This window comes from Pseudoalteromonas sp. McH1-7, from assembly GCF_013366255.1.
In the GTDB taxonomy this organism is placed as follows: domain Bacteria; phylum Pseudomonadota; class Gammaproteobacteria; order Enterobacterales; family Alteromonadaceae; genus Pseudoalteromonas; species Pseudoalteromonas peptidolytica.
The window spans coordinates 46,330-67,126 of record NZ_JABWPQ010000005.1 but is presented as its reverse complement, the minus strand read 5'-3'; the positions used below and the strand labels follow the sequence as shown (position 1 = coordinate 67,126).

18 protein-coding genes are annotated in these 20,797 nt (G+C 42.6%); 3 read left to right on the top strand and 15 right to left on the bottom strand.

Annotated features, from left to right (window positions below; genetic code table 11):
- Positions 1 to 83 precede the first annotated feature (83 nt).
- A complete protein-coding gene (locus HUZ36_RS05050; protein WP_176032215.1) occupies positions 84 to 1,028 on the top strand; it encodes a metallophosphoesterase in 945 nt (314 codons plus the stop codon).
- Positions 1,029 to 1,054: 26 nt separating this feature from the next.
- Here the strand turns inward: HUZ36_RS05050 and HUZ36_RS05045 are convergent, their stop codons facing one another.
- Both HUZ36_RS05045 and HUZ36_RS05040 read right to left on the bottom strand, forming a co-directional pair.
- The gene (locus HUZ36_RS05045) at positions 1,055 to 2,761 is read right to left on the bottom strand and encodes an alkaline phosphatase D family protein (protein WP_176032214.1); all 1,707 of its coding nucleotides are present in this window, start codon (positions 2,759 to 2,761) and stop codon (positions 1,055 to 1,057) included.
- Between the two features lie 143 nt (positions 2,762 to 2,904).
- The gene (locus HUZ36_RS05040) at positions 2,905 to 3,825 is read right to left on the bottom strand and encodes a sensor domain-containing diguanylate cyclase (protein WP_254879473.1); all 921 of its coding nucleotides are present in this window, start codon (positions 3,823 to 3,825) and stop codon (positions 2,905 to 2,907) included.
- Between the two features lie 204 nt (positions 3,826 to 4,029).
- On the opposite strand from HUZ36_RS05040, the gene HUZ36_RS05035 reads away from it, so the two are divergent.
- Together HUZ36_RS05035 and HUZ36_RS05030 are read left to right on the top strand one after the other, a co-directional pair.
- A complete protein-coding gene (locus tag HUZ36_RS05035) occupies positions 4,030 to 5,205 on the top strand; it encodes an efflux RND transporter periplasmic adaptor subunit (RefSeq protein ID WP_176032213.1) in 1,176 nt (391 codons plus the stop codon).
- Positions 5,206 to 5,207: 2 nt separating this feature from the next.
- Positions 5,208 to 8,393, top strand: coding sequence for an efflux RND transporter permease subunit (locus HUZ36_RS05030; RefSeq protein WP_176032212.1), 3,186 nt, complete (start codon positions 5,208 to 5,210; stop codon positions 8,391 to 8,393).
- A gap of 256 nt (positions 8,394 to 8,649) precedes the next feature.
- Here HUZ36_RS05030 and HUZ36_RS05025 read toward each other — a convergent pair whose 3' ends face one another.
- From HUZ36_RS05025 to HUZ36_RS04965, 13 genes are all read right to left on the bottom strand, one after another.
- Positions 8,650 to 9,075, bottom strand: coding sequence for a hypothetical protein (locus tag HUZ36_RS05025; RefSeq protein ID WP_176032211.1), 426 nt, complete (start codon positions 9,073 to 9,075; stop codon positions 8,650 to 8,652).
- A 111-nt stretch (positions 9,076 to 9,186) separates the two neighbouring features.
- Entirely contained in the window at positions 9,187 to 10,098 is a 912-nt protein-coding gene (gene secF, locus HUZ36_RS05020) for a protein translocase subunit SecF (RefSeq protein ID WP_176032210.1), read from the bottom strand.
- Between the two features lies 1 nt (position 10,099).
- Entirely contained in the window at positions 10,100 to 11,929 is a 1,830-nt protein-coding gene (secD, locus tag HUZ36_RS05015) for a protein translocase subunit SecD (RefSeq protein ID WP_176032209.1), read from the bottom strand.
- A gap of 634 nt (positions 11,930 to 12,563) precedes the next feature.
- A complete protein-coding gene (locus tag HUZ36_RS05010; protein WP_176032208.1) occupies positions 12,564 to 13,031 on the bottom strand; it encodes a hypothetical protein in 468 nt (155 codons plus the stop codon).
- A gap of 117 nt (positions 13,032 to 13,148) precedes the next feature.
- Positions 13,149 to 13,424 (bottom strand): HU family DNA-binding protein, encoded by a 276-nt coding sequence (locus HUZ36_RS05005; protein WP_125253138.1) that lies wholly within the window; start codon positions 13,422 to 13,424, stop codon positions 13,149 to 13,151.
- 153 nt (positions 13,425 to 13,577) lie between these two features.
- Entirely contained in the window at positions 13,578 to 14,102 is a 525-nt protein-coding gene (locus HUZ36_RS05000) for a DUF2878 domain-containing protein (RefSeq protein WP_176032207.1), read from the bottom strand.
- Complete coding sequence (locus HUZ36_RS04995; protein ID WP_176032206.1) at positions 14,074 to 15,336, bottom strand: SAM-dependent methyltransferase; 1,263 nt, start codon at positions 15,334 to 15,336, stop codon at positions 14,074 to 14,076. The genes HUZ36_RS05000 and HUZ36_RS04995 overlap by 29 nt, the downstream gene beginning before the upstream one ends.
- Position 15,337: 1 nt before the next feature.
- Positions 15,338 to 16,069 carry a DUF1365 domain-containing protein gene (locus HUZ36_RS04990; RefSeq protein WP_128732537.1) on the bottom strand — a complete coding sequence of 244 codons (732 nt, stop codon included), beginning with the start codon at positions 16,067 to 16,069 and terminating at the stop codon, positions 15,338 to 15,340.
- Positions 16,066 to 17,319, bottom strand: coding sequence for an NAD(P)/FAD-dependent oxidoreductase (locus tag HUZ36_RS04985; protein WP_176032205.1), 1,254 nt, complete (start codon positions 17,317 to 17,319; stop codon positions 16,066 to 16,068). Before HUZ36_RS04985 ends, HUZ36_RS04990 begins: the two co-directional genes overlap by 4 nt.
- Positions 17,312 to 18,028: an SDR family NAD(P)-dependent oxidoreductase gene (locus HUZ36_RS04980; protein WP_128732535.1), complete on the bottom strand. Its 717-nt coding sequence runs from the start codon at positions 18,026 to 18,028 to the stop codon at positions 17,312 to 17,314. The genes HUZ36_RS04985 and HUZ36_RS04980 overlap by 8 nt, the downstream gene beginning before the upstream one ends.
- Complete coding sequence (locus tag HUZ36_RS04975) at positions 18,025 to 18,450, bottom strand: nuclear transport factor 2 family protein (RefSeq protein WP_176032204.1); 426 nt, start codon at positions 18,448 to 18,450, stop codon at positions 18,025 to 18,027. Before HUZ36_RS04975 ends, HUZ36_RS04980 begins: the two co-directional genes overlap by 4 nt.
- Before the next feature lie 5 nt (positions 18,451 to 18,455).
- Positions 18,456 to 19,829 carry a deoxyribodipyrimidine photo-lyase gene (phrB, locus tag HUZ36_RS04970; protein WP_176032203.1) on the bottom strand — a complete coding sequence of 458 codons (1,374 nt, stop codon included), beginning with the start codon at positions 19,827 to 19,829 and terminating at the stop codon, positions 18,456 to 18,458.
- A 2-nt stretch (positions 19,830 to 19,831) separates the two neighbouring features.
- Positions 19,832 to 20,791 (bottom strand): YbgA family protein, encoded by a 960-nt coding sequence (locus HUZ36_RS04965; RefSeq protein ID WP_128732534.1) that lies wholly within the window; start codon positions 20,789 to 20,791, stop codon positions 19,832 to 19,834.
- Between the last annotated feature and the right edge of the window lie 6 nt (positions 20,792 to 20,797).

Here is a 20,797-nt window from a genome sequence, read left to right as displayed (position 1 = left end):
TATCGCTCAAAATCCCTATTGTAGAGACTAATTCTGTCACAGAGATAGTGTATGATGCCTAGCTCAATCCAAGGAGCATTATCGTGTCACAAATATTCTCATTTACTATCGTACTTACTTTTCTGATTTGCACATTTCATGCTTCAGCAACTTCCTTTTTAGCTTTTGGCGATATGCCATACACACAGGTAGACCATGAAATGCTGACATCAACAGGGGTGTTACATAAGTTAGCGAATGCGACTGAGCATGACTTTATCGTCCATGTTGGTGATATGAAGTCTGGCTCGCTTTCATGCACGAATGAATTACTGCGCAGCAATTATGCTCTGATTTCTAATGTGAGTAGCAAACCCTTTGTCTACACACCTGGGGACAATGATTGGACAGACTGCGATCGTGAAACACTCTCGCCAAGATATGATGAGCTAGAAAGGCTGAACTTTATTCGCGATAACTTTGCAGTCCAAAGCCCTCATTTGCCACAATTTAAGCGCCAACTCACTCTACCAGAAAATCAGGCATGGGTAGTTGATGATGTACAGTTTTTAACCTTGCATATCCCTGGTACCAATAACGGCCGTAGGCAGATTTTACTTTCAAATAAAAAAGTGGCGTACAAAGCATCCCAAAGTCGTGATGAAGAAAATATAAAATGGCTGAATAGCTTGCTATCTTCAACGCGTAAAGCGGCGGTTATATTCATGCAAGCCGACCTATATCAGTCACAAAAATACTCTGGACACTGTAACAAAACAACCAAAGCCAAGTGCGATGGCTATCAACTATATCGCGAAACATTTGCACAATATGCAGCAAGGCTTAGCTATCCACTATTGCTGATCCATGGCGATACCGGTGAATTTTGCTTTACTAAGCTTGCAAACAACCTGTGGCGGCTCAATGCACCGGGAGATTTTCAGTTTTTAGATATTGCAAAAATCACTGTTACTGACGACAAAAATAAGCCGTTTTCGGTTTCGGCATTACACTCAAAGGCAAAGGTTGCCAAATGTAAGGGGCTGTAAAGCCCCTTTACTGTATGAGTCTAAGGTTATAATAACAGCTCTTGTTGCTTACTATGGCTTTCAAACTGCTCTTGCTGCACAGTGTCTACAAAGACCCACTCACTTTCTATTTTCTCTTTGCTGATATTAAGTGTTAAGTAACCGCGCTGATGAATATTGGCATATTCAAGGTCATCTACTAACAATGTTAATACCTCAGCAAACTGTAACGCCTGCTCATCGCTCAATTGCAAATAGTGCTCAAGACCAGGAGAGCTCACCGAGGCCGTTGCATATTCATAGCCGCAAACCTCTCCCTTGGTATTACATAATTTACCTGACCACGCATTATGTGTGTCACCCGCAACAACGACTAGGTTTTTATTAGCGGCTTTTGCTGTCTGTAAAATAACTTCACGCTCAATCGGGTAGCCATCCCACGCATCAAGGTTGTACGGTGCAGTAAAATCTACTCGTGCTTTTTCTTGGACTGTTAGGGTCGGATCGCCCGCTAATAATCGTGTTTTTATTTGCGCAAGCTCAGATAGTTGTGCTGACATCTGCGCAGAAGGGTTTGCTAATGACATGAGTAACTCAGCAGGGATCATCATTTTGGTCATTAATACCTGCTGTCCCAGCACTTGCCATTTGGCAGATGAAGTTTTCATATTATCGGTTAACCACGTAAGCTGTTCGAGGCCTAACAGTTGTTGCGTCGGTGCAGTGAGATCAGCTTGAAATCCAGTTATATCAAGTTGACCGCTTAAGGGGTCAACATAGTTTTGGTAATCTAAAGATTTTGCTCGACTTTCGTGGCGTGTGTCTAGCATATAGAGTGATAGTAAATCACCAAATTCAAACTTTCGATACAGACTTTCTAATTGCCCTTTGACCATGGGGCGTACTGGCATCCACTCATAATACGCTTGTAGGGCAGCAAGCTTACGGTCAGAGTATTTTCCCTCACCTTCATTATGATTTTCAGCGCCATCTAAATAGGAGTCGTTACAAACTTCATGGTCATCCCACACTGCAATAAAAGGCGTATTAGCATGGAGTGCTTGTAAACCAGGATCAGTACGATACTTTGCATATCTCAAGCGATAATCATCTAACGAAATGATTTCTTCTGCATTATCTGACTCTAACCCTCTGCCCATTTGCATCGCATTATCAGTCGCGTAGCCGCCCATACCATATTCGTAAATATAATCACCTAAATGCAATACAGCGTCTAGGTCATTACGCTTTGCAGCTTCTGCGTAAACATGAAAGTACCCAGCAGGATAATTTGCACAAGACATAACCGCCAATTTAACTTGGTTTACGTCATTAACAGGTAAGGTTTTGCATCTACCGATTGGTGAATGGATTTCTGTGGTCACAAAGCGGTAAAAGTATTGGCTATTTGCGCTTAGATCACTAAGATCGACCTTCACCGTATAATCGTTTTTCGCCTGTGCCACTAGCTGATGGCTTTGTAACAGCACCCCAAAATCCTGAGATTCAGAAACTTGCAAAGTGAGTGCAACACTACTTGGGTTGCCTTGCGGCGTTACGCGAGTCCATAGGATAACTTTATCTGATAACGGGTCGCCACTGGCAACACCATGGTCAAACGCCACGGTAAAATCATTGCTTGCTATATCCTTACTATCACTACTGCCACATCCGGTTAGCGAAACACTCACGGTTGCTGCCCCAATGCCAATCAGTGCACTTTTGATAAAATCTCGACGGGTAAAACTTGCCATTATTCTCGTTCCTTAACTACACAGTGCACCTTAGGCCCTATTCACCTTCTTATATAAATAGATAACAAAGATGCACTGACTAACTTTTTGAACTGACAAGCTTAATGGGGCATTATGACAGTTTTAGGACTGGTCTTATCTGTTTATTGCTCCATGGCAACCACGCTACCTCGTCCTTGACGTTTTGCCTCGCTCAGCGCTTCCTCAGCGCGGTGGATCATTGCTTCTACCGAGCTTTGAAGACCGCAAAACTCCACTACCCCGAACGAACTAGTAAGCGCGATGTTTTTATCACAAGCCACCTCAAAGGCTTGCTGCACAATAAGATTTTTAGCACGAGTCGCCAACAATGAGGCACCTTCAAGAGCAGTATTGGGCAATAACAGGGCAAACTCAGTACCATTGATCCGCGCTATTATGTCGGTTTCTCTTAACATTCCATTAAGTAGGGAACTAAATTCAACAAGTACCCTATCCCCTGCGGCATAACCATATTGCTCATTAATTGTTCTAAAATGATCAATATCGGTAATAATTAGACTAAAAGGAACTCGGTAGCGCTCATATAACTTAATTTGACCATCAAGCTTTTCACTAAGTTGTCTGCGACTAGCAACCCGTGTCATCGGATCGATCTGAGACACAAAGTCGAGCTCGTTTTGCAAATGCGCTCGTTCACTCTCAAGCACCTTAATCGCGGTAATATCTTTACCGTATATGAGGTAAGCATGGGAACTTAACGGGAGGCACTTTACACTAAAAAACACGCCAGTCAGGGTATCAATCTCCAACTCGGTAGCGCCCTGATCTTGGTTGCCCTTCAGACTTAAAAACCAGTCAGCCAATTCATCGCCGTCAATTCTGTCCTCAAAAACACTCCCCTGATCAGATGAAAATAGCGCCTCTATTGTATTGCCAATTAACGACTTGTTGTGCTTACCAAGCAATGTTGCCATCGTATCATTACAAAAGGTTATCACATTCTGTTGGCTCACTATCGCTACTGCATCTTCACTTTTGTTCAGCGCTTCAATCAGTGTCATTTCTAAATGGTTTTCGCTCAAAATAATGGTTCTCCCTTGGCTTTTCCATACTGTAAAACAATTTATTTAATTTATCTTCTATCTCAGATAAAGCGCTCTCTTATTTTGGAATACACATCAATCAACATTTATTGATTCTAATTTGGCACCAATTATTTTCCCAATTACCTGTATTTAACGCAACAAATGAAACGTATAGTGTGCGTCATATACACAGGAGGCACTATGTTCAAACCAACCAGACTTGTCACACTCATTTCTGCTTTACTCTTACTCAGCGCATGCGGTGGATCAGAGCAAGCGATAACTAACGCTCCACAGTTACAACCTATCGATGTAGCTGCCACACCACAGATAAATGTTGCCGATTGGCACACTTATACAACGCGTCTTGCTTCTCCCAATGAGGTCGCGTTACGCGCCCGCGTAACTGGCGTTGTTCGAACGGTAAATTTTAAAGAAGGTGATACTGTTGAAAAAGGTGAGGTTCTTTTTGAGCTTGATGACCGTACTTTTTTAGCTGACGTGGCCAGCCTTGCTGCGCAAGTAACTCGAGCAGAGGCAGCGCTTTCGCAAGCGAAAAGTGAGTCTGCTCGAGCTCTTCGTCTTAGTAAACAAAAAGCCATATCCACTGAAGAAGTAGACGCTCGAGTTTCACTTACGGCACAGCGTCAGGCTGAGTTAGATGCCTTAAGAGCCTCTTTTAAGTCTGCACAACTTAATTTGGAATTTAGCAAGGTCACGGCTCCTATTAGCGGAAAAATTTCATTTGCTGAAGTGACCCAAGGCAATACGATCCGTGCAAATGACACGCTACTCACAACGATTGTCGCGACCGACAAAATGTATGCGTATTTTGATATTGATGAACGCACATGGAACAGCCAATTTGCCACAGTAACCGACACAGATAAATTACCAGTTAAACTTCAGCTTTTAGGTAGCCAGGCACAGCCAATTATCGGCCAGCTAGACTTTATTGACAATGCTATCGATAACCACTCAGGCACCCTAAAAGTAAGAGCCTCTTTCGATAATAAAAATGGTTTGCTACGTCCAGGGTCGTTTGCTCGTGTGAGTTTATCATCCGGAGAACTTAATAACCGCGTAATAATACCTGATAAAGCTGTTGGTACAGATCTTAAAAATCGTTTTGTGCTTGTCGTAAACGATGCTAACACTCTTGAATATCGGTTAATCACGCTGGGTAATCGCTATGGTGAGTTTCGTGCGATTGAGTCAGGACTGAGCGCAGGTGAGCGCATTGCAGTCAATGGCCCTGCTCGGGTGGGCCCTGGAATGCCCATAAGTCCAAACAATATAACACTGACGCTTCCCGAATCCATTTCAGCTCAAGTCGTTGCAATGACCGAGATTGAGTCAACACAAGGACTAAATTAACAATGAAATTTTCACATTTTTTCATTAAAAGGCCTATCTTTGCCGCAATGATGTCACTGGTGATCCTTATCGCCGGTGCCATCTCCTTGTTTCAGCTGCCGGTCAGTGAGTATCCTGAAGTCGTACCTCCGACTGTTGTAGTGTCAGCAACTTACCCAGGCGCTAACCCCAAAGTCATTGCCGAAACCGTAGCAACGCCTTTAGAGCAAGAGATCAATGGGGTTGAGAATATGTTATACATGTTTTCACAAGCGACTAGTGACGGCCGACTGACACTCACCGTTACGTTTGCACTAGGCACAGATCTAGATAGAGCACAGGTTCAGGTACAAAACCGTGTAAACAGCGCGACGCCCAGATTACCAGAAGAAGTGCAGCGCCTTGGTGTAGTCGCAGAAAAAGCTTCTCCAGATCTTACTATGGTCGTGCATTTGGTGTCACCCAGCGGCTCCCATGACACGAGTTACCTTTCAAACTACGCGGATATTTATGTTAAAGACCAGATAGCACGACTACCTGGTGTTGGCGACGTACAGCTGTTCGGTGGAGGAAAATATGCGTTGCGGATTTGGCTAAACCCCGAACAATTAGCTGAGCGTAACCTAACTGCCAGCGATATAGTTAAGGCGATAAAACAACAAAACCGTCAAGTTGCGGCAGGCTCATTAGGTGCACAACCGACCACCAATGATAACCAATTTCAAATACTGTTGAACGTAAAAGGCCGCTTGGCTGAGATAAACGAGTTTGAAAACATTATCGTTAGTGTATCTAACGATGGAGCAATCACTCGATTACGAGATATAGGTAGAGTCGAGCTTGGACAAGATAATTATGCGTTACGTGCACTATTAGATGGAAACGAGGCTGTTGCGATGCCTATTTTCCAGCGCCCAGGCTCAAATGCTATCGAGCTTTCTGATCAGGTGCGTGAAACCATGAAATCACTTGCGACACGTTTTCCTGAAGGAGTCGAATACGATATTGTGTATGACCCAACAATCTTTGTACGCGGCTCTATAGATGCGGTTATCTCAACCCTTCTAGAAGCCATTGTTTTAGTTGTATTGGTGGTTATTTTATTCCTACAGACATGGCGCGCATCTATCATTCCTCTTGTCGCGGTACCAGTATCGTTAGTGGGCACTTTTGCTGCCATGCAGTGGCTTGGCGTCTCCATTAACACCCTCTCCTTATTTGGTTTAGTACTTGCAATTGGTATTGTCGTCGATGATGCTATCGTTGTTGTAGAGAATGTAGAGCGTAATATTGAAAACGGTCTTGCACCTTTCGAAGCCACAAAGCAGGCGATGTCTGAAGTAACAGGCCCGATTATTGCCATCGCGCTAGTGCTGTGTGCCGTATTTATTCCCACCGCATTTATTACAGGACTATCGGGGCAGTTTTACAAACAATTCGCCCTTACTATTACTATTTCTACGTTAATTTCCGCTTTTAACTCTTTGACATTATCTCCAGCGCTTGCTGCGTTACTGCTAAAACCACACGGTGCCAAGCCTGATAGGCTCACTGTGATATTGAATAAACTATTTGGACAGTGGTTATTCAAGCCATTTAACCGATTTTTTGACAAAGCAGCACAAGGCTATGTCGCGCTTGTAAAAAGGCTGATCCGCTTAAGTGCTATCGTGCTAGTCATTTATCTAGGGTTGATTTTTGCCACAACAAAACTGTTTGATACCATCCCTGGAGGCTTTATACCGCAACAGGATAAACAATACCTCGTTGCTATCGCTCAGCTCCCAGATGCAGCCAGTTTAGATAGAACAGAGGCTGTTGTTCGTGAAATGGAACAAATTGCATTAAATACACCAGGCGTATTGCACTCTGTGTCATTTCCGGGGTTATCTGTTAACGGCTTCACAAACAGCCCTAACAGTGGCATTGTATTTGTCACTCTGGATAAATTTGAAAATCGCACTACACCTGAGCTTTATGCTTCCTCAATCGCAGCAAAGTTAAATCAGCAATTTACTGTCATAGATGAAGCATTTGTTGCCGTATTTCCACCGCCTCCTATTCAAGGTCTTGGCACAACTGGTGGTTTTAAATTGCAAATTGAAGACCGTGCTAATCTCGGATTCGAAAAGCTATTCGCAGATCTGCAAGCTGTAATAGCCAAAGCTCAGCAACAACCTGAACTGATGGGACTTTATTCTAGTTTTCGGATCCAAGTACCACAAATGGATATTGACATCGACCGTGAACAAGCAATGGTGCAAGGGGTGCCGCTTGAGGAAGTATTTAACGCATTACAGATCTATCTTGGCTCGATGTATGTTAATGACTTTAACTTGTTTGGTCGTACATACCAGGTGACAGCACAAGCTGACGCTAACTTTAGAGCAGATCCTGCACAAATATTGTCGTATAAAGTCAAGAACAACTACGGCCAGATGGTGCCGCTTGGCGCGGTATTAAAGGTAACGCCAACCACGGGTCCTGATAGAGTTATGCATTACAATGGTTATCCAACAGCAGAATTAAATGGTAGCCCAGCTCCAGGTTTTTCATCGGATCAAGCGCAAGTTGCGATTGAAGCGGTGTTAAATGAAACCTTAAGTGAGGGTATGGCGTTTGAATGGACCGAAGTAACCTATCAACAAATTCTAGCTGGTAATGTGATGATTTATATTTTCCCGTTAGTCGTCTTATTGGTATTTATGGTCTTAGCTTCACAGTATGAGAGTCTAAAATTACCTTTTGCAATTATATTAATTGTGCCTATGACGATTTTGTCTGCGCTGGTCGGTGTCTGGTTGACAGGTGGTGATAATAACATCTTCACACAAATTGCATTGATCGTACTGGTTGCTTTAGCCTGTAAGAATGCCATTTTAATGGTCGAGTTTGCTAAAGAGGAATATGAGCAAGGAAAAACAAATTTAGCGGCTATTATTGAGGCATGCAAATTAAGGCTCCGCCCAATTCTGATGACATCTATTGCGTTTACAGCTGGTGTCGTTCCTTTAGTTTTAGCGACGGGTGCTGGCGCTGAAATGCGAGAAACAATGGGAATTGCGGTATTCTCTGGCATGATTGGTGTAACGTTATTTGGCTTATTGTTCACGCCAATATTTTTTATGGCGATGACCAAACGCTTTCATATTTCTGCCAGCCACCAGACAAAAGCGGCTCACCAGCAGGTTGAAACCGACGTCAATTAGTCTGAAGGTAAGTAGTAATCATCTTAAAGGTCTCCAAGGAGGCCTTTTTTATTCCCTCAATCTAAGGAGCTGAATTAAGAGGTCTATTTTGAGGCGAGAAAATCTTGTCTATAACTTCGCTACCGCGTCCTACTACCGCTAAGATACCTATATCCATGTAGGAAAGACAAAATTTTGCTATTTAGTTGTTCTAAATAAGGGATTTTTAACGCTATTAGCGTCAGGTTTACTCCTTCAAATTGAGCAAGAATTAAGTCTAATTGGCATTATAGTGGAAAGATAGATTTTGATTAACGTATTCAACGGCAGTGTCCAGATCGACAAACAGCACTTGCTCTATTGGCTCTGGCATCCCAATTTCTTTTCGAAGCTTTTCCATTTGGCGCTTTGCAATCGCTGAATTTAGTACATAACCTGCACTTACACACCCTAGTTGCAGGCACCGTTTGGCGACATTAACCAATAAATCATAGGCTTGCGGTGTAGCGGCTATCGCTTTTTCTGAATAACTAACATAACCCCATGCTGGCACCGCAATTTCATCACGACATTGTTCCATCGTCCGAGAAAAGAAATGGATCATGGATTCATTAATATTGCCTTCAAAGCAGGCAAATAGGATATTTTTTTCAGTCCAAAGGGTGACCCTACCGCAACGAGTCTGAAAACTGTATTTTGACATTAGCGCCCACCAACTCCTTTCAACAGCTGTGAATTATATCTTAGTCAACAAAGGTTAAAAAAGAGTTTGCACTACTTTTTTAACCTTCCACTTGATAAATGCTTGCTAAAATCAGGGTTCTGCAAGCTGCTTCTTCGTTGCTTCTGACTCTTCTTTGCGGTAATTGTTATATGATAATCCCATAAACTGTGGCAAAGTCGCGCTAATTGCAAGTGATGATAGTGTACCAACTGCTATGCCACAGCATAGCGCCATGGCAAAACTACTCAACCCGGCTCCTGCGAGCCACCATATTGACAGTACAGTTGCTAATGTTGTCAATGAGGTAATTAACGTACGACTCAACGAATCTTTTATCGCTTGATCAATGACTTTTGCCACAGGCGCTTGCTTGTAACGTTCCTCAAAAAGCAGCTCCCTCACTCTGTCTCCAACCACGATGGAGTCATTGAGAGAGTACCCGATGATAGCCAGTAACGCAGCTAATACCGTTAGGTCAAATTCAACCTGCGTGGCAGAAAATAACCCTAACGTAATAACGACATCATGAAATAATGCAATACTTGCTGATACCGCTAGACGCCACTCAAAACGACATGCCAAATAGAGCAGCACGCTCAGTAAAGCAAATAATCCTGCCAGTCCGCCTTGCTCAATAAGTTCATCGCCAACCTGAGCGCCAAGATAACTGGCATCTAATACCGTTACATGCCATTGTGAGTTTAGCTCCGAGATCCACTCTTTTACCTTTAAATCATTAGTAGAAGAAGGAATCTGAAATATTCGCCAACTACCATCCATTTGCAGGTCAATTCGAGCACTCTCCACCCCGAGCTGATGTAACTTCAGTTGCATTTCATCAACAGTGACGGACTTTGGTACATCAATTACAGTGACATACCCACCTGTAAAATCTTGCCCAAAAGCGATTCCTTTTTGGGCTATTGTAACCAAGCTCGCGAAAACCAATACCATCCCTAAAATAAGCCCTATCAATCTGATGTGTTGCGTATTACTTTTCATATTACTTTCCTCCTTGGTGCTGCTGAGAATATAAAGACTCCGATAGTAACCCCGATACAATAACCCCAGCAAAAATACTAGTCACAATGCCAAGCGCTAGCGTGATAGCAAACCCTTTCACTGGCCCATATCCAATCCCAAGCAGAATAAGTGCTGTGATCATCGTTGTTAAATTAGCGTCAACAATGCTGGACATTGCTTGTTGGTAACCTTGCTTTAATGCTATCACCATGGTTGCTCCTTTTGACCTCAGCTCTCTTACCCGTTCAAAAATAATCACGTTTGTATCCACTGCCATACCAATTGTCAGCACCAAACCAGCAATGCCTGGAAGCGTCAACACAACTCCTGGCAATAATGACATTAAGCCAATGAGGCATACTAAATTGACGAGTAACGAAATAATTGCGATGACTCCGAGCTTTCGATACCACAGAGCCATAAATAACAAGGTGATGCTGAGTCCAAGCGCAAGAGCTTTAAAGCCGCTTTCAATATTTTTCTCACCCAAAGATGGGCCTATTGTTTGCTCTTTTACTATTGTGATTGGTGCATCCAACGATCCTGCTCTTAATAACAACGCTAACTCTTGCGCTCGTTCCATTGATTGCATATTGGTAATGCTAAAGCGGGTATTTAGTACTTGTTGTATAGTTGCAACCGATATCACCTCTGTATGCTTTTTAGTCTCTCCACTGGTACTGACGTAGTACTGTGCAAACACAGTCGCCATTGGCTTGCCGACATTTTTCCGGGAAAACTGGTTGACCTTTTTGCCACCACTTGATGATAAAAATAGCTCTACCAGCGGTTTGCCGTATTCATCTCTACCGGCCGTGGCCGATTCAATTTCATCACCACCAAAAATTGCGGTAGGGTCAATATTGATGACGTTTCCTAATTTATCTTTTATTCTCTGGCCGCCTGCTGTCTGTAACGCATGGAAAGATAATTTAGCAGTGGCACCTATTATGCGTTTTGCTTGGTCAGGGTCTTGCACACCCGGTAGTTCTATACGGATATAATTATCACCTTGTCGTTGGGTTACCGCTTCAGTGATCCCGAGTTCCTCAATTCGCGAGCGCAATGTTGATAATGCCTGAGTCATTAACTGCTTACGAAGCTCAATTTTTTTTGCCTCGGGAAAAGATAAAGTCAATGTAGTGAGACTACCATGGGCTTTTCTATTGCTGCTAAGGTGCGGATACCGGTCGCGTAAAGTAGTGCTTAATGCTTGTAACTCTGTTTTCCCTTGTACTGTTGCAACTATCTCGACCTCTTGAGCATTGACAACTTGAGGCGAAGATAGATGGCGATAGCGGTTGTTAATTCGAATGCTATTGGCCTCATCTGCAACAGATTGCAGTTGGCTCAGCATTGCCTGCTCAACATCAACTTTGAGAACAAACAATACTCCCCCATCTAGGTCTAAACCAAGCTTGATTGGCTTTAATCCAGTATACTCAAGCCATAAAGGCATTGTGGATGCACTTATTACTTTAACATTTAGTTCACTGTGCAGTGCGGCTATATGCGCCCTAGCCTCTGCGGTAAGTGCTCGATTTTCTAGCTCTACTAAGTATCCACCTTGATGTGATATTACCTTTTTTACCTTAAAGCCCTCATTTTCCAGATTATTTTTTAGCTCAGGTACAGATACAACAAGCACGTTGTTAGCGCTTGCCTGAACCTGTATTAAGTTCTTATTTGGGTATAAGTTTGGTGTAGCACAAATTATCAGTATCACTATGATAATTGCGGTAAAGAATTTCTTGAAGCGCGACGAAGTTGTCATGCCGTGCTTGCTATTCAATTGTTCTATATTCTTCATTTTATTCTCATTGGTCGAGCCAATTTATTTATACCAATTTGCTTAATCCTGATTTCCGATGATAAGTAGTTCATTTTGTGGCAAGAAAATCGTCTCTATAACACCATAGCCCCTGCTCGTGTAAAGGTATCTACATGCTCTGAGCAAGGAAAGTTTCGCTATTTAGTAGCTGTAAACTAGAAACTTTTAACACAGTTAGCATCAGATTTACTGCTCCAAATTGAGCTCATATTAGGACAAATTAGTATTAAAACTGGCGAGCATGGCAATACTATTTCGACTTTTACTAATTTTGTATTTACCAAATCAGTTATGGCAATTATCTTAATTAAGTGATCAACTTGCCTACACGGGCACTGGTATGTTGCCCTCGTTGACCAGCAAAATTACGCAAAGTAAGTAAACCATCGGTCAATACTGGATGCTCAAAATTCAAATTAATACCAAGTATCTTAATTAAGTGATCTATTTTGAGGCGAGAAAATCTTGTCGATAACCAGGCAAAAATTTTGCTATTTAGTTATTCTAAATAAGAAATTTTTAACGCTGTTAGCGTCAGATTTTATCCTTCAAATTGAGCAAGTATTAGGTCTAATTGGTATAAGGTTAACTTTAAATTCGAAATGAACGATGATTATACGTCGTAGCTTAGACGTCCTTTGAAGATGAGGTTGGCTGGTTTGCAGGTATCGATAGAGCCGTTTGCTGGCCGTGTATCAGACATGTACCACGGTAAATCATTGGGTTTTTCCATTTGATAAACCATGGTGGGAACATATTTTGGCTCTGCTAGCGCAAACGCCAGTGCATATTCCGCTTGCTGTTTTGGATGCAAAAAATAACTAGGATGATTGGAGCGCTCTCGCTCTGGTAAAAAGCCAGTATCATGATCGTTGTCATCATGTGAAAGCTTGAACGGCATAACTTGCTTATGCTGATCTGGTTGATTAACTGGTAACTGAATAGCATCATCGGTAATAGACATCGACTTTGTTACCGATATAGGAGAAGCCGTATTGCAATCAAGTTCTGTCGCATACGCAGCACCAACCCATAAAAGTATGAGTAGTGAGAGCATTGCTGACAGACTAAAACGTTTCATTGCAATTATTAGTGTAAGATAATTTAAATCATAAGTTGGGGCGATGTTAGCAGATTCAAGACTGCCGAGATATAAAAAAACCCCCGTTTTCGGAGGTTTTTCTGTCCAGCGTATGGATTACAGGTTTACTTGGTCTTTTAGACCTTTACCCGCTTTGAACGAAGGAATGTTCGCAGCTGGGATCTGGATTTCAGCACCAGTTTGTGGGTTACGGCCAGTGCGAGCAGCACGCTCTTTTACAGTGAAAGTACCGAAACCAACTAAAGCAACTGAACCACCTTCTTTCAAAGTGTCCGTTACTGCGCCAGTGAATGATTCTAGAGCGCGAGTTGCCGCTGCTTTTGAAATTTCTGCGTCTGCCGCCATCTTTTCAACTAGTTGAGCTTTATTCATTATTAGATTCCTATAACTTTATAATTTGCCTAAGCAAAACCTATGTTTATGCATTTTGCCTTTGTGTGCAACCCCAAAATTGATAATTTAGACTAAATATTTATTATTTTGCGCTGTTTTAGCTCAAAGCGCACAGTTTGAGACCAAAAGCTATCAATTTGCGTGTCCACGCGCAAGGTTTGTACCTAACAAAAACCGATTAATACAAATAATAATATAAAAGCCAGCACTCCACATTGCCCCAAATGTAGGCCAAAAAACGTACCAAGGTTGGTGTATTGTCAACACATCAAAGTTCGCAGCGCCTAGATAACTGGGCGGCGCACACACCGCAAAAAGTAAAATTTGCACAGGCATTGGTAAAGTAAGCAATTTAGCGAGTGCTTTATTTAATGTTAACAGCAGCGCTATCCAAAGTACCCACAGCCAAAGAGGGATAATCGCCTCTCCTTGATAGCTCATTAGACTACTTTCAACCGCTATACGCTCAACGAGCACACCTATCACTGAGCCAACAAATGCCAATGTCATGTTCAACCGTCTGTTTGAATGCCCCAACAACATTATCACGCAGCCCGCTGTCATAAACCAAAGTGCCTGAGACTGAAAGAACAAAGCTGAAAACCAAATACTTTGGAATATCAGCGCGTTAGTAATCCAATGCTGCAACACAATCATTTGACTGATATCCGGGTTTTCTAGCAACTAGGTGAACAGCACTGGTCGCTCGACGCTTAAACGCGCCTTCGCAATAGCACAAGTAAAACTCCCACAAACGATAGAAACGTTCATCAAATCGCTTGCTATCCAAAGATGGCCAAGACTTTTCAAAGCGAACTCGCCAATCATACAAAGTTCTTGCGTAGTGAAGCCCTATGTCATGTAGCTCATGTACTACCATGTCTGTTGCGCTTGAGATTTGTTTACTCATCTCGGTGACTGAAGGCAAACATCCGCCCGGGAAAATATATTGTTGGATAAAATCAGATTGCTTTAGATAGTGTTGATAACGTTGACACGCGATGGTGATTGCTTGGATCAACATGGCACCAGACGGCTTTAGGAGTGCATCGCATTTCGCAAAAAAGCCAGAAAGATATTCATGTCCTACGGCTTCAATCATTTCAATTGAAACCAATTTATCGTACTGCCCTTGTAAGTCTCGGTAATCTTTCTTCAATAGAGTAATTTTATCACCAAGTCCTTCCTCTACAATTAACTTCTCCACATAAGCGTGTTGCTCCTCAGAGATTGTTGTGGTCGTTACATGGCACCCGTGGTGTTTAGCGGCATAAATAGCAAAAGCCCCCCACCCAGTGCCTATCTCAACCACTTTGTCAGTGGCTTGTAAGTCTAGTCGCTCACATATTGCAGCGAGTTTATATTGCTGTGCCTGCTCAAGTGTCGCCTCTTTACTGGGGTAAACAGCACTAGAATAAAGCATTTCTTCACTGAGAAACGACTCGTAAAGGTCATTTCCTAGATCGTAATGAGCTTCAATATTACGTTTTGAACCTTGTTTTGAGTTTTTGTTCCTAAAGTGCTTAAACTTGTGTGCGATACTAGATAAAACCGCAAACTTTCTTTCAAAGGCATCCAACTGCGCTTGGTTGAGCACGAATATTTCTATTAATGCTGTTAAATTAGAGCAGCTCCAATGACCCAAAATATACGCTTCTCCAGCGCCTACGCTTCCTCCGAGCGCAAACAATTTATACATTGCGGCGTCGTGCACCACAACTTCAGCAATAAGCTCTGAGTCCGTTGAGCCAAAGAGATGTCGGTTACCGCCTTCGACAAGCACGACCTTGCCAGACTCCAAGGTATTTAAAGCGCCGAAGACGAGCTTCTTGTATAACTTATCTAGCGTGCTGAGTGATATTGATGAGGTGATTGTTGTGGTGTTTTCCATCTTAAACTCTTCCCGGATGCCCAATGAAGGGTACCTTCTTTAAAAATAACTTTAACGCTTGCCAATAGATACCCTTTGCTATACTCCACGTCATCGCAGGAAAGCGACGTAACAAGCGGTTGATGTTCTTGTTAGTCAGTGCCTGCTTTTTCAACGCCAAAGTCGCATCGAATAGCAATTCGTTACCTTTTCTGTTCTCTATATGGATAACTGTGGTTTGTCCTGGCGGCTTTACTTTCCAGTGATAACGCATATCCAAATTCATAAAAGGTGATACGTGAAAAGCTTTTTCAAAGTTCACATCTTCATGTAAATCAACTGAATAAAAATAGCGCTCGTTCCAAGGCGTGTTACTCACCTCTGCAAGCATATGACTGAAGCCTTGTCCGTTTTCATGCTCAAAGAAGTAAAAATTCACTGGACTAAAATAAATACCAAAGCAGCGCATTTGTGCCATCAGATAAACTTTAGTCGAGTCTGTTACAGGTCGGCCTAGTTGTTTAGACTTTAAATAAGCGCGTTGTAGTAAGCTGCCTTCACCATCTTTGATGTAGTCCTGCTGATTAAACTTGAGCAACTTTAAGCCAGAGGAGCCAAACATTGACGAGATCCCGTTCAGGGACTCTGCCTCATGTAAGTCAATCCACATCATATACATCGGGTAAGAAAAAGCATGATGAGCGTGCGCAAAACGCCTATGTCTCACTCTCCCTACCAAGATGGCGCTGTTCAAAATTCAACTCCAAGCTGCCTTGCAACATCTACAGCACTTTTGACACCATCTTCGTGAAAACCGTTAAACCAATAAGCGCCACAAAAATAGCTATGATGTTTGCCATCGATCTCAGGCTTTCTTTTTTGTGCATCAATGCTGGTCGTGTTGAAGACCGGGTGATGATATACAAATCGTTGGATCACTTTGCTTTCATCAATGCCACTATCATGGTTTAGTGTGACACAATATTGATGTTTTGCGTCTAGCCCTTGAAGTATGTTCATTTGGTAGGTCACGACTGCCGCCTTGTCGGTCGCCTCGTTTAGCAAATAGTTCCAACTCGCCCATGCCGCTTTACGTTTAGGCAGCAAGCTTGTGTCGGTGTGAAGCACAACTGAATTTGCCGTATATGGAATAGCGCCAAGAATTTGTGTTTCTTGTTCCGACGGCGAGGCCAACAATTCAAGCGCCTGATCGCTGTGGCACGCAAACACCACCTTATCAAACTGTTCTTGATGACCATCCTCAAATACCAAAGTCACGCCATCATCGTCGCGTTGTACGCTTGTGAGTTTGGCATTCAGAACAATATTCTCACGGAACTGTTCCACTAATGGCGCGATGTATTCTCTGGAGCCACCAGGGATCACATACCACTGTGGGCGGTTAGCAATATCCAAGAGACCATGATTGAAGAAAAAGCGCACAAAGAACTTAGCCTCGAAGTCGAGCATCTCTTTGATACTTGTAGACCAGATTGCCGCCCCCATCGGTAGGATGTAATGCAGTTTAAAAAATTCATTAAAATTATGATGGCTTAAGAGCTTACCTAATGTTTCGACGCCATTATAGTCATCACGCTGGTGTAACTCTTTACATACTGTATTGAACCGAACAATATCTTTTAGTAGCTGCCAAAACTTGGGTCTAAACAAGTTGCGTTTTTGAGCAAATAGGGTCCATAGTGAATGCCCGTTATACTCAAACTCTGTTTGGTTATTGTGAACGCTGAAGCTCATCTCTGTTGGTTTACGCGTAACGCCTATTTCTGCGAGCAGCTTTTCAAACTTTGGGTATGTTCTGTCATTAAATACAATAAAACCGGTATCTATTGCGATTTTTTCGCCATTATTTTCTACATCAATAGTTGCCGTGTGACCACCAATATAATTATTTTTTTCAAACACTTTTATATCGTGTTTACGGTTCAGTAAATACGCAGCAGTCATACCTGAAATGCCACTACCAATGATTGCAATTTTAGCCACGGGCTATCCTTTTCGCGAGAGGCAACCATAAAGAAAATGGTAAAAGCCTAAGAAGTTTCAAAAATATGGTAAATCGTCTGGGAAAGTGTATTTCCCTTTTGCGCTTAGAGATCCCCGCGCTTATGTATCCTACTGCGTCTTCAACGCTGACTATACATGGCATCGGAAAATCATTTTTGTCTGTTAGCGGTGTTTCAACAAAACCTGGATGTACAACTGTGACGTCCACACCTTTTAAAGTAACAGAAAGCGTTCTAGCTAGATAGCTGAGTGCCGACTTTGACGCGCCATATGCTTCAGCACGAGGCAATGGCAAAAAAGAGCTGCTAGAGCTGATGATACATAGCTGACCGCCTCGTTTGATTTTGGGTAGAATAATGTCTAAGCAATGCCCTATTGAAATCACATTAATGGTCATGATCCGTTCAAAAAGGTGGCCGTCAAAGTCATTCGGATTGTCAATATATTCACAACCGCCAGCATTTAGAATAACCAAATCTAGCTCATCAAGGTCGGCAAACTGACGCTCTATTTCTTCACGCTTCGTTAAATCAAACGCTTTCGTTTTTACGCCACTCTCTTGTGCTAGCGAACTAAGAATCTCAGTATTTCGCCCACATGCCGTAACGGTATCGCCCTGGTTAGCATAATATCTGGCCAACCCCTTACCTATGCCTGATGTTGCACCCGTGATCAGTACATGTTTCATCCAGTCACCCTCTTATCAAGCATACGAATTATGTTGCCAAGTACAGGAACCTGACGGTATAACATTTGTGCGCTATCGAAATAATCTCGGTGGTAAGTAACTTTATCACCTTTAAAGCTCAATCTACTGTGCCCATCAACATCAATGGTCTTTCCACCATTAAGCTTTGGATGACGATAAGACATTATCCAGTAAATAAAGCTAACATCATCAGACTGGTAATCGCTTGTCACTGTAAAATTGATGTCAGCAACATTTTCATATAAAGCTTGAAAGTACAGTGTTAGCTGTTCAAGTCCTTGGATGTGATGGAGCGGATCTGTGAAATTAATATCGTCTGTATAAATCTCTGCTAGCTTGTCTAGACAATGCTTGTCGATTTCGTTATACACTGACACAAATCGCTGGGTTTTGTGATCCATACCTTCTATACCTTAAATGCCTCAAGCGCTCTTGCTCTGGCTTCTTTGTGATCCACAATTGGTGCACAATACTGACCGCCAAAAGCCGACAAATAGTCGTGCGGAAAGTGGATGTGCTTAGCTGGAACGTTTTTCAATTCAGGCACATAGGTACGAATGAAAGTACCATCAGGATCAAACTTTTCACTTTGCGTAATAGGATTAAATATTCGAAAATACGGTTGAGCATCGCATCCTGTACTTGCAGCCCATTGCCAACCACCATTATTACTCGCTAAGTCCCCATCAATAAGTTTAGACATAAAGTAGGCTTCACCTTGACGCCAATCGATCAATAGGTGTTTTGTTAAAAAGCTAGCCACTATCATGCGTAACCGATTGTGCATCCATCCAGTTTTGTTTAGTTGACGCATAGCCGCATCTACAATGGGATAACCTGTTTGACCTTCGCACCACAATTGAAACACCTCGGGAACTGACTGCCATGCAACAGCATCGTATTTTTCGTTAAAGTTAGAGCCTTTGCATAACTTAGGAAATGCAACGATTAGGTGTCGATAAAACTCACGCCAAATTATTTCATTTATCCAACAAAACTCCGGTTGGCTAGGCCTCTCTAGTACTTCAGGGTTATCGAGTTGGATCTGGGTTAGTAATTGCTTAGGTGAAATAATGCCAAGTGCAAGATATGGACTTAAACCTGAAGTTCCCTTGATTGCAGGGAAATCTCTATCGCCCTGATAGTCTGTCAACTTATCTTTAATAAAACGATTAACAACTGCCACGATAGATTCATCATCAACCGGCCACTTCTGTGATTCCATGGTCATTGCAAAAAAAGATGGTGTAGTAAATTCACCGGCGCTGCGCTTTTCAAGTGGCCAATGTTGAAAGTTAAAGCGCTGATCTGAAAATAACTTGAGCCACGCTTTCTTGAATGGCGTAAATACTTTGAACATTTCACCAGAGCCCGTCAGCACGGTACCCGGGGGGGCAATTACATCTCCATCAAAACATGTCAGTGAAACCCGCTTAGAGCACTCATTGTCGCGTGCAATTTCATTTACTTCATATTCTTTGTTTGCAAACAGACGACTGATGTTATTTTCTTCACAAAATGCGCTGAGCCGCTCTGGCAGCTCAGTGAACATGCCCGCCTCAATAATATGTAGCTGGACACCAAACTCGCTCAATAACACGCCAAGCTCAACCAGCCTCCGCTCCAATAAGTCTATCTGGATAGACGCGGTATTGTGTTGTTGCCACTGTGGCTTACAATAAAAAAAAAGCGCATCTCGTGCGCCTTCATTTATGGCTTCTATCAAAGCCTCATTGCCGTATACCCTAAGGTCACGGCGAAACCAAAAAGCAGTTTTCATGGTTAAATTCCGAATCTTAAGCGCAACTCGTTGGGGTATGGGTCAAAGTAGACTTGACTCTGCAAGTAGGCTTTAGGATGTACTGTTAAATGATGCTTTAACAATGTAAGGGGAACGTAAAGCGGCACTATACCCTTACGATACTCTTCAATTGCAGTACACATTTCTTGCTTCTCAACGCTCGACAGCTCATTTTTGAAATACCCCTGTAGATGGGTCAACGTGTTAGCTTGATTTTTTCTGTTTGCAGGCTTTTTGAGCGCGGTCATCAAACCGCTTATATATTGCAACTTGAGCGTTTCAATATCTAATTGCTTGCCATCGCCCAACAGCCTTCCCAAATTTTTGTATGCCTGATAATTGTGACTCATCAAAAGGTACTTATGCTTGGCGTGAAACGTAGTGATTTCATGTAAGCCAACGTGTTCCTGACTGACTAATTCTTGCCAGCTTTTATAAACAAACACACGCATAACGAAATTTTCTCTGAGGTACATATCATTGAGACGGCCATTTTCCTCACAAGGTAGTAATGGATTGTGTTTCATAATTTGCTCGGCGAACACACCGATACCCTCAGAGGTATTGCCCGTACCCGCTTCGTTATATACCTTCACACGCTCCATGCCACAGCTTGGGCTTTTGGCGCAAAATACAAACCCCGATAAATTGTGAGCCTGTGACGTGGCGATTTGCTCACCATACGATTTAAGTTTTGGCGCTACATCTTCAATGCCGTCAGGGCGACTTACCTTGATGATGTCACCGACCCTGATTTGTCTAATGGTAGGTCTTGGAATTGGGAGGCCTATAGCAACCTCCGGGCAAAACCTAACATATTCAACGTGTTCTGCAAATTCATCCATACAAAAGTTCGAACGCTTATGACCGGAGTCAAACCTTACTTTATCACCGGCCAAACAAGCGCTAATACCAATTTTTATCGAAGATGAAAACTTCATACTGAG